The following is a 10,348-nucleotide window of genomic DNA, read 5'->3' on the forward strand; positions in this document are numbered from 1 at the left end:
TTCGCGAGCAAGCCCGCTCCCACATTGGTTTTGATTGAATCACTACATTTGTGAACGACTCAATCCCAAAGTGGGAGCGGGCTTGCTCGCGAAGCTTTTAAAAAGGATCAGTCGACGAGCGTGCAGGCCATGACCACGGCATCTTCACGCCCGCCGACCGCCGGGTAGTAATCCCGACGCCGGCCGATCTCGTTGAAGCCATAACGTTCGTACAGGCGAAAGGCCGACGTATTGCTGTCGCGCACTTCCAGGAAACATTCCCGGGCATTGGCGGCGTAGGCGCGGGACATCAGGTATTCGAGCAGGGTCAGCCCCAGCCCGCGCCCTTGGTTTTCCGGCTTGACCGTGATGTTGAGCAGATGCGCCTCATCGAGAATGATCTGCACCACCCCGTGTCCCACCTGTTGCTCGCCTTCGAACATCAGCCAGATCTGGTACTTGCCCAGGCCATCGAGAAAAATCCCGCGGGTCCACGGATGGCTGTACGCGGCGAATTCAATCTTCAGCACGGCGTCCAGATCCGCCTCGGTCATCGGGCGAAACGATACAGCGTCACTCATTCGATTCTTTCCAGCGCGCCATCAGCCGACGCATGGCTTGCCACACGGCGGCCTTGCGCTGTGGCTCTTCCATCAACAATTCCAGCCCCGGCACGGCCCACGCCAGGCCAAGACCCTCGATTTGCAATTCACGGTTGAACGCTTCGGCATCCGCCTCACCGGCAAAGCGCACCGCCGGCAGGCCGATCAGCCACAGGCAGGCGCACGGCGCCGCCTCCATCTGCACCGACAGGAAACCCTGGACGAAATCCCGGGCCGCTTCAGGGCCCTGATCCATCGTGCCGCGATTCAGCCATGGCCAGCGCACCGGCTCACCGACAATCTGCGGCGCGTCCGGCAGGCCGGCGGCACGCAGCATGTCCTTGAGCAACAGATAGGCAGGATCGCGCGACTGGAAGGCTTCGCCTTTGGGTAACTCCACCAGCAGCAGGCAACGGCCGGCGCGCAGCAATTGCAGGGCGAAACGCGGTGGCGGCACCGGCGCCGGCTTGGCCACCACGGGTGTGTCGTCGACTTCTTCGACCGGTTTGGCGCCCGTACGGGTGCTGGCCAGCGAAGGTCGCGGAACCTCGATCTTCGGCCGCTCGACCGGACGCGCAGCTGGCTGCTCCGGCGCTTCGGCCGGGGTTGCCGGAATCACCGGCGCGGCAATCCCGGGCTCGGGCTCGGGCATGTCCAGCAGCTCGGGCCGCGACGGCGCGGCAAAGGGCAATTCGGTGCGCGGCAGCCAATTGACCACCTGCATGGCGTTCAAATAGGCGCGGCGGCGGGACTCGATTAGCAAGGGTCGGCCACTTGTGGATAACTGAAGTGCGCTGATTCTACCGCCCTTCGCTCAAGATCGCGCGCTGTTGATCGATAGTCTTGACCGATACCTTGACGCAAAGAAAAGCGACAGCCCGTCCCGAGAGTGAATCGCATCCTTCGTGATGCAGTACAATCGCGGCTTTTAATCGCCAACCAGCCGGCCATTCCGATGATCGAACCCAAGCGCGTCTTGCGCGCCCTCGCTGAACACTGGGCACTTCTGGAGCCACTGTGCGAGCACTTCGACCAGGGCACCCTGAGCCTCAACGAACTGCGCACGCAACTGGCCGCCCAACAACTGGACAGCACGCCGCAGGACATTACCAGCCTGCTCGACGTGTGGATCCGCCTCGACATTCTGGTTCCCGTGGCCAAGAGCCCGAACCGTTTCGAGCTCAATGCGCAGATTCACGACTTCCTCGCCTACCTGCGCCGGGAACACCGTCTGGGCCTGTGCCTGGAAATCGAAGCCTATCTGCGTCACCTCGAGCGTCTGGCCGGTTATATCCAGGATGCGTTCGACGTCCGTGACGGCAATGATTTGGCCCGTCAGCTGCGTCTGCTCGACATGCGCGTGCGCGACGTTCTGAAGAAACTCGACAACGACGAACAGGCGTTGGTGGCCGTGGCCGAACGGGCCAAGACCAGCGACCGGCAGATTCCGCTGCGTCAGCGTTATGCCGAAGTGCTGGCGACCTGGGACGAATATGTCGAGCCGATGATCGATCTGGTGAACGCCGACGGCGCCTTCGAGCAAGGCGTGCGCAAGGTCGAAACCGTGCTGCTGAAGATGCTCAGCGAACAGCAGCGCCTCGGCCATCTGGTCGATGACGACATGCTGCTGCGCACCCACGCGCGCATCCTCGAAATGCAGACCAGTGCCCAGTTGACCTTGCGTCACGCCCGAGAACTGTTGCTGCCGCTGCGTGAAGAGGCTCGCCGACACAACGCCGTGACCCGTGGTGCTGCACTGGCTCTCGCCGCGATCCGCCGCAAAGGCATTGACGCCGTACCGCAAGCCGCGATGCCGCTGTTCACCCGGCCGCAAAGCACCTTCCTCGGCAGCGCCAGCCAGGTTGAAGCCTACGTCTACGCCCTGGCCCGTTTCGAGCCGAAACCGGCGCGTTTCCCCAAGGCGCACAAATCACAGAAGACCGGCGATGCTCCGCGCGCACCACGCACCGTGCGCGAGATGGTCGACCGCTGCGAAGAATCCCTGCCGATGCCGGACCTGATGACCTGGCTGCTGGAGCAGGAGCCGGACGGCGCGACCGACGAATTGCTTTACTGGTTCTCGCGCCTGTCGCGGGAAAAACGCTTCAAGCGCGAGCGTCTGGAACGCCGCGAATATCACACTCACGAGCACCAGGTCAGCCTGCGCTCCTTCGCCCTGCTCTCGGCCGCCGACACCGCCGCCGAGGATTCTGCGAGCATCCCCAATGCATCTTGATCTATCCGAACTGTCGCAACTCGCGCCGATCTTCCGCGAGCTGTTCAAGGGTTACCACGTCAGCCGCCGCGACCCGGAGCTGTACGCACAACTGTCGAACTTCCAGGACCAATACCGCACGCTGTTCAAGGCACTGGGCTTCGAACTCGTCTGCGACACCCGTGGTTTTTATTACTTCGTGCCGGACATGGCGGCTGCGGCGGTGAACAAGACTGCCCAGCGCCTGGCGCTGTTCACTTTCATCCTGGTCGAACATCTGGCCGATCAGGGCCGCGACCCGATCGCCGTGCTCGACGGTGGCAGCCTCGGCCGTGAAGAACTGCCGTCGCTGCTGGAAAAGTACCGCGACCTGTTCATCCAGGCCGAAGTGCAGACCGTCGAAGAACTCGAAGAAAAAATCATGCGCCGCATGACCCAGCTCGGCTTCGCCAGCGAGGAAAACGGCGTGTACCGTTTCCTGCCGCCGATGCACCGCTTCCTCGACGTCTGCCTGTCGGTTCAGCAGGACCGCGATCTGGCGGCCAGCGTGCACAGCGTTCTGCCCCTGCCGGCACCGGTGCTGATCGACGAAGAGGCCGAGGCGAAATTCCTCGCCACCGACGACCCGCTCGATCTCAGCGAATTTGAGGAAGAGAGCGAAGAAGACGCACTGGCCCGCGCCATTGCCGAAGAACAGGAGTCCGACGCATGAGCCAGGAACGCTACGGCATCCGCCGCTTTGCCCTTTTGAACACCGCCGGTTACAGCCTCGGCCTGTTCCCGCTGGAAGAACCGCTGTCGGTCTACGGCGCAAACAACCTCGGCAAATCCGCCTCGATCAACGCCTTGCAGTTCCCGATCCTGGCGCGCATGTCGGACATGAGTTTCGGCAAGTACAGCCTGGAGCAGTCCCGGCGCTTCTACTTTGCCTCCGACACCAGCTACATCCTCGTCGAAGTGAACCTGCCCCACGGTCCTCACGTGATCGGCGTGGTCGGTCGCGGCCCGGGCGGTGGTTTCGGTCACCAGTTCTTTGCCTACGCCGGCAAGCTCGATCTGGCGCACTACCAGAAAAACGACACTTGCCTGCGGCAGAAAGAGCTATTCAGCAACCTTGAGAAAGAAGGCCTGAAAGCCTACGAACTCAAGCCTGATGAGCTGCGTCGCTTGCTGGTTGGCGGTCACACCTCGATCCCGCTGGATCTGACGCTGATCCCGCTGCGCTCCACCAGCGAGCAGAGCCTGAAGACTTTCCGCGCGCTGTTCATCAACCTGCTGCACATGCGCGAAATCACCGCGGCCAAGCTCAAGCAATTGTTCCTCGATGCGTTCGAACACAGCCTGCGTTCCGGCAGCGTCGATTACATCGCTGCATGCGAAGAAGCCTTCCGCGATGTGCGTCGCATGGAACAGGACTACAACTCGCTGGTGGCTGCCGGCCCGCTGGTCGAAGCCTTGGCCAACGGCGTGAAACAGCGCGACGTACTGCGCGGCAAACTGCATCGCCTGTCGCCGCTGCTCGACTCGTTGCTCGGCACCTGGTCGGACTACGCCACGGCGCGCAAGGAAGAACTGACGATTCAGGCCGAACACTACCGTCGCGAGCAGGACGATCTGCAAAACGATCAGCGTGGCGGCACTCAGGAACTGATGCGTCTGGAGCGGGAAATCTCCGGCATCCAGCGCTGGCTCGGCGAGTTGTCGGTGCTGAAGAACCGCTTCGCCCTGGTCGATGACGTCAAGGTTCTTGAGCAGCAATTGCTGGCAGCCAAGGACGCTCACGACGAACTGGCCGGTGCGCTGGCGCAGTCCCGCCAGTTCAGCGCCGAGGATCTCGAAGAACGTCTTCGCGATCTGGAAAAGCGTCTGAAGTCGGTGAAGCAGCAACTCGATCACGCCGACAACAACAGCTACGCCCGCCTGCGCGAAGAATTCTCGCAACAGGACGTCGAGCGCCTGATGCGTCTGTTCAACAGCGCGCTGTTCAGCCTGCCGCTGGGCGAACACGGCATCACCCTCGACGACGATGGCGAGTGGGTGAAGTCCGTCGAACTGATCCTCGACGGCTTCAAGGGCGAGCGTTTCGAAGTGCCGGGCCTGTCGATCGACATCTCGCACATCGAGCCGCCGGCTCTGCAAGCACTGGCCGACCGTGCGGCGCTGCGCGATCAGAAAGAGCGTCTGGAAAAAGAGCTCAAGCAACTCAAGACCCAGCAAGCCGTGGCCGCTGACCGCGCCGCGAGCAAGACCCAGACCGAAGCGCTGTACCAGCAGGTGCTGGATGCGCAGAAAGCGCTGGAAGACTTCCGCCGCACCCAGACCCTGAGCGCCGAAGAAGGCGAAAAGTTGGAGCAACTGGCGCAGATGGAAGCCGCGCAGGACGAACTCAAGCGTTCCAGCGATGCGTTCACCGAGCGCGTCCAGCAGCTGTCGGCCAAGCTGCAACTGGTCGGCCGGCAGATCGCCGACATGGAAGCCAAGCAACGCACCCTCGACGACGCCCTGCGCCGTCGTCAGCTGTTGCCGGCGGACCTGCCATTCGGCACACCGTTCATGGATCCGGTCGACGATTCGATGGACAACCTGCTGCCGCTGCTCAATGACTATCAGGACAGCTGGCAAGGCCTGTTGCGCGCCGATGGCCAGATCGAGGCACTGTACGCGCAGGTGCGCCTCAAGGGCGTGGCCAAGTTCGACAGTGAAGACGACATGGAGCGCCGCCTGTCGTTGCTGATCAACGCTTACGCGCACCGTACCGACGAAGCCCTGACCCTGGGCAAGGCCCGTCGTGCAGCCGTGACCGATATCGCACGGACCCTGCGCAACATCCGCAGTGACTACGACAGCCTCGAGCACCAACTGGCGCTGTTCAACCGCGAGATCAACAAGCGTCAGGTGTCCAACCTGCAGAGCTTCCGCATCGTGCTGGCGCCGAACAAGGAAGCGCTCAAGCACATCGACCAGATCATCCACAGCGCCGGTCAGTACGAAGAAGGCGAAACCCTGTCGGTGTTCGACCTGAGCCAAAGTGCGGAACAGGACAACAAGAACGAAGAGGCCAAGGAATACCTGGCGCGGCTGGTGGCGGCGAACCACAACCAGCTCGGCCTCAAGGACTTGTTCGAACTGGCGTTCGAGATCACCAAGGTCAACGGCCAGCCAGTTATCCACACCGACATCGATGGCGCGGCGTCCAACGGCACCACGATGACCATCAAGGCGCTGACCAACATGTACCTGTTGCTGCACTTGATGGACCGCGACCTGGCCGGTCGCGTGCGCCTGCCGTACTACCTCGACGAGGCGGCGGACATCGACGAGAAGAACCAGGCTGCGCTGCTGGAAACCAGCCTGCAACTGGGCTTCGTGCCGATTCTGGCGAGCGTGAAGCCGCAGGTATGCGCCAGTGTCGCCATCGACCTGGAAGGCGGCAGCGGCCCGGCCGGGATCTACATCGACGAGGCGGACTGGAAGTACATCCGTCGCCACGATGTGGTGAAGGCCACCGTCAATGTCCAGGCCGACGAGCCGGAGCTGGATGCGGTTTGATGCGTAACTGACGAGCACAAAAAAGGGCCGCGATCCATTGGATCGCGGCCCTTTTTTATGTCTTGGAATTTTGTGCTGAATGACAAGGCCTATTCGCGGGTAAGCCCGCTCCCACAGGGATTGATGTCTTACACAAATTTGTATTCAACACAAAAACCTGTGGGAGCAGGCTTGCTCGCGAAGGCGTCCTCAACAACGCCCCATATTTCCCGAATTATTTACCGAGGGGGATTTTCGGTGCCCAGTTCAGCCACTCGTCTTCGAACTTGTCGAACAGCGGGAAGGTTTGTTCGGCGCGCGCGGGGTTGCCCATCTGCTCGCCGTCCGGCGTGGCGAAGGCAATGCCGCCCTGAATAGCTGTCTCAAGCGACTCCGTGCGCACCGTTACGCCTTTGAACAGCCCGATGTCGAAACCGACGCCACTGGTGTTCCAGAAGCGACTGCCGCTGCGTACCAGTGGCGCGTATTTCGGCTCGATCAGGATGTGTACCAGTACGCGATCGGCGGTCTGGCCCAGTTCGTAACCGGTAACTTTGCCTACGGTGATCTCACGGTAGGTGACCGGCACGCCCGGTTTCAGCGAGCCACGACGGGCAGCGCTCAGTACCAGACTCAAGCCAGCCTCTTGCTTGGTGACTTCCGGCGCATTGGCCAGGGCCACGAAGTTCTTCTGCGGGCCGAGGTTCTTGGCTGCCGGTTGCACTTCGATGTACTGGCCGGTGACCAGGGTTTCCAGGTTCGAGGTCTTGATCAGCCCCAACTCCGGTTTGACCACCCAGAACTGGCTACCGACCCGGGCGATCTTCTCCGGGACTTCGGTGATGCGCGCGGTGAGGATCACCGATTGCAGATCATCGGTCAGGTCGACACTTTCGATCTTGCCGACATCCAGCCCCTTGAAGCGCACCGGGGTGCCGCTGCGCAGACCGTCCGCGCGATCGACCTTGATGGTGACGACCGCGCCTTTCTGATTCGCTTCATCATGGTTGGCGAACAGACGGAAACGCGGAATACGTTTTTGCAGCGGTGCCTTGGCTTGCGGCGTTTCGAAGGCGATGCCGCCGGCCATCAGGGTCTGCAACGATTCACTCTTGACCTGAATGCCGCCGGTCAAACCGCCGGTCAGCGTGACACCGCTGACGTTCCAGAACCGGGTCGAAGCGTTGACCAGGTTTTCGTATTCCTTCTCGATGTGGACGCCGATCACCAGTTGCTTGCGGGTCTTGGAGAACTGATAGCTCTGTACCGAACCGACCTTGACCTGCTTATAAAGGATCGGGCTGCCGACATCGATCGAACCGAGGGTGTCGGTGAACAGCACCAGGTGCAGGCCGGGTGAGCGCAGATCGAGCGGCGGCGCTTTGGGTCGGGCTTCGAATTCGCGTTGCGGAGCGCCGCCCTTGTCGCCTGGGCGCACGGCGATGTAGTTACCTTTTACCAGCGCTTCCAGACCGGTGATGCCGGCCAGGGAGATCGAAGGTTTGACCACCCAGAACTGCGTGCCGGTCACCAGATAGTCTTCGGCCAGCGGATCAAGGGTCAGTTCGGCGGTCGCGCTGGACAGGTCCGGATCGATCTTCAGCGCTTTCAGGTTGCCCACCTGAATGCCCTTGTACATCACCGGAGTGCGCCCGGCTTGCAGGCCTTCGAAATCGCTGAGTTTGACCTTCACGCGGATGCCGGCGGCGGCCGCATCGAAGTCTTCGTAGAGACGGAACGGCAGGCTTGGATCGGTGGGCGGGCTGTCCTTGCGGTTCTCCGGGGTGGCAAAGGCAATACCGCCGGCGACGATGCTGGCGAGGGATTCGCTGCGCACTTTCACGCCGGACAGGTTGGCGTCGATGCTGATGCCGCTGGCATTCCAGAATCGTGTGTGTTTGCGCACCAGTTTGGCGTAGGTCGGTTCGATGAACACCTTGAGCTCGACCGTGCTCTGGTCTTCCGACAGCACGTAACTTTTGATCTGACCGACTTTGATCTGCTTGTAGAACACCGGGCTGCCGCGATTCAACGAACCGAGGCGATCGGCCTTGATCGTCAGGTGCAGGCCGGGCTTGGAGTCCGACAGCGGCGGTTCTTCGGCCAGGGCCTTGAACTTTCGGGTCGGTTCGCCTTCACCGGGGCTGATAGCCACGTAGTTACCCGATACCAGAGTTTCCAGACCCGTGATCCCGGCCAGCGTCACGCTCGGTTTGACCAGCCAGAAACGGGTACTGGTCTTCAGGTACTGATCGACATCCTTGTTCATCTCGATAGTTGCGATGACACCTTTGGAGTTGCCTTCATCATCGAGCTTGAGGGCTTTCACCTTGCCGACCGGCATGCCTTTGTAGACCACTTCGGTCTTGTTGGCCTGAATGCCTTCACCACTTTCAAACCGCACCTGAATCTCGATACCGGTTTCATTGTAGGCACGCCAGCCGAGCCAGCCGCCGATAATCAGGGCGATCAGGGGCAGCACCCAGATGGCAGACCAGTTCGAAGCCGGTCGGGTTTTCGCTACAGGCAAATCAGTCATGGTCGGCGTCCGACTCCGTGTTATCCCAAATCAGTCGGGGATCGAAAGTGACAGCGGCGAGCATCGTCAGAATCACCACAGTGGCGAAGGCGATGGCGCCAAGATTGGCTTCGACACTGGCAAGCCGGCCGAAGTTGACGACCGCCACCAGAATGGCGATCACGAAAATATCAAGCATCGACCAGCGGCCGATGAACTCGATGAAGCGGTACATCCAGATCCGCTGACGTGCGGACAAGGGCTGGCGGCGCTGTACGGAAAACAGCAGCAGCGCGATGCCCACCAGCTTGAAGGTCGGCACCAGGATACTGGCGATGAACACCACGGCGGCGATGGGAATCATGCCGTGCTGCACCAATTGGATGACACCGGACATGATCGTGCTGGGATCCCCCTGACCAAGCGAGCTGACTGTCATGATCGGCAGTACGTTGGCCGGGATGTAGATAATCGCGGCCGTGATCAGCAACGCCCAGGTTCGCGCGAGACTATTGGGCCGCCGGGCGTGAACCAGCGCACCGCATCGGGTACAGGTCTGCACATCGCTGTCGGTATCCTGCCTGTTCAGTTCGTGGCATTCGGTACAGATCAGAATGCCTGCATCAATCGCCCGCATGGGCATCTTCTCCTGATAACGCCTGCCAGATCTGGTGCGGCGACATCACCACTTCGAGCCAAACCTGAACCAGTAACAAACCGATGAAACATGCCAGACCGAGGCCGACGGTGATGGCCGCCATGTCCGCCAGTTTGACGATCGCGACAAGGACGCCCATGAGATAGACCTCAAGCATGCCCCAGTCTTTGAGGTGGTGATAAATGCGGTAGAGCAACAGACCATAGCTGCGGCCGACATTGAAGCGAATTGTGAGTAAAACGAACAACTGGCAGAGCAGCTTGAGCAGCGGTATGGCCATGCTGCACAGAAATACCACGATCGAAACGCCCTGCATGTCAGTGTTGAACAGACCGAGCACGCCGCTCCATACCGTATCCTGCGAGGATTGCCCGAGGATATTGAGCTGCATGATGGGTAAAAAGTTTGCCGGGATGTACAACAGCAATGCCGCAATCACCAGGGCAAGGCTGCGCTGCACCACATTATGGCGATGGGCATACAGTTCGTAACCGCAACGTGGGCAGAGGGCTTTTTCGCCATGAGCAAGGGTTGGCTTGCGCATCAGCAGGTCGCACTCGTGACAGGCCACCAAGTCTTCCAGCGGTAATTCTGACAGCCCTTGGGCGCCAACCGGATCTGACATAAAGGCTCTGGCTCCGAAAAAGGTGGGGCTATTCTAGTGTTCTGATTCGAAAATAACTGTGCAAATTTGTTCGCTGTCGCGAGTAAAACTTTTCAACGGACAAAACAAAACCCCAACTGCTTTCGCAATTGGGGTTTCGGAATTTAATCTTGACGATGACCTACTCTCACATGGGGAAACCCCACACTACCATCGGCGATGCATCGTTTCACTTCTGAGTTCG

General features: G+C 60.7%; 8 protein-coding genes and 1 rRNA gene. 3 read left to right on the forward strand and 6 right to left on the reverse strand.

Features of this window, described 5'->3' with window-relative positions; genetic code table 11:
- Positions 1 to 107: 107 nt before the first annotated feature.
- Positions 108 to 560 carry a ribosomal protein S18-alanine N-acetyltransferase gene (rimI, locus tag L6D74_RS26485; protein ID WP_039766383.1) on the reverse strand — a complete coding sequence of 151 codons (453 nt, stop codon included), beginning with the start codon at positions 558 to 560 and terminating at the stop codon, positions 108 to 110.
- A complete protein-coding gene (locus L6D74_RS26490; protein WP_236191072.1) occupies positions 553 to 1,305 on the reverse strand; it encodes an energy transducer TonB in 753 nt (250 codons plus the stop codon). The genes rimI and L6D74_RS26490 overlap by 8 nt, the downstream gene beginning before the upstream one ends.
- A 231-nt stretch (positions 1,306 to 1,536) precedes the next feature.
- Here L6D74_RS26490 and mksB point away from each other — a divergent pair, with 231 nt between their 5' ends.
- Genes mksB through mksF form a run of 3 tightly spaced genes read left to right on the forward strand, consistent with a single transcriptional unit; the run spans position 1,537 to position 6,345 of the window.
- Positions 1,537 to 2,817 carry an Mks condensin complex protein MksB gene (gene mksB, locus L6D74_RS26495; RefSeq protein ID WP_170928981.1) on the forward strand — a complete coding sequence of 427 codons (1,281 nt, stop codon included), beginning with the start codon at positions 1,537 to 1,539 and terminating at the stop codon, positions 2,815 to 2,817.
- Positions 2,807 to 3,508 (forward strand): Mks condensin complex protein MksE, encoded by a 702-nt coding sequence (mksE, locus tag L6D74_RS26500; RefSeq protein ID WP_011335946.1) that lies wholly within the window; start codon positions 2,807 to 2,809, stop codon positions 3,506 to 3,508. Before mksB ends, mksE begins: the two co-directional genes overlap by 11 nt.
- The gene (mksF, locus tag L6D74_RS26505; RefSeq protein ID WP_236191069.1) at positions 3,505 to 6,345 is read left to right on the forward strand and encodes an Mks condensin complex protein MksF; all 2,841 of its coding nucleotides are present in this window, start codon (positions 3,505 to 3,507) and stop codon (positions 6,343 to 6,345) included. Before mksE ends, mksF begins: the two co-directional genes overlap by 4 nt.
- Before the next feature lie 214 nt (positions 6,346 to 6,559).
- Here mksF and L6D74_RS26510 read toward each other — a convergent pair whose 3' ends face one another.
- The 4 genes from L6D74_RS26510 to rrf form a co-directional block, all read right to left on the reverse strand.
- A complete protein-coding gene (locus L6D74_RS26510) occupies positions 6,560 to 8,863 on the reverse strand; it encodes a PqiB family protein (protein ID WP_236191070.1) in 2,304 nt (767 codons plus the stop codon).
- Positions 8,856 to 9,479, reverse strand: coding sequence for a paraquat-inducible protein A (locus tag L6D74_RS26515; RefSeq protein WP_085649241.1), 624 nt, complete (start codon positions 9,477 to 9,479; stop codon positions 8,856 to 8,858). Before L6D74_RS26515 ends, L6D74_RS26510 begins: the two co-directional genes overlap by 8 nt.
- Positions 9,466 to 10,125 (reverse strand): paraquat-inducible protein A, encoded by a 660-nt coding sequence (locus L6D74_RS26520; RefSeq protein WP_039766393.1) that lies wholly within the window; start codon positions 10,123 to 10,125, stop codon positions 9,466 to 9,468. Before L6D74_RS26520 ends, L6D74_RS26515 begins: the two co-directional genes overlap by 14 nt.
- Before the next feature lie 147 nt (positions 10,126 to 10,272).
- Positions 10,273 to 10,348: ribosomal RNA gene (rrf, locus tag L6D74_RS30375) — 5S ribosomal RNA — on the reverse strand; the annotation flags it as partial.

Source organism: Pseudomonas pharyngis (genome assembly GCF_021602345.1).
Classification (GTDB): Bacteria; Pseudomonadota; Gammaproteobacteria; order Pseudomonadales; family Pseudomonadaceae; genus Aquipseudomonas; species Aquipseudomonas pharyngis.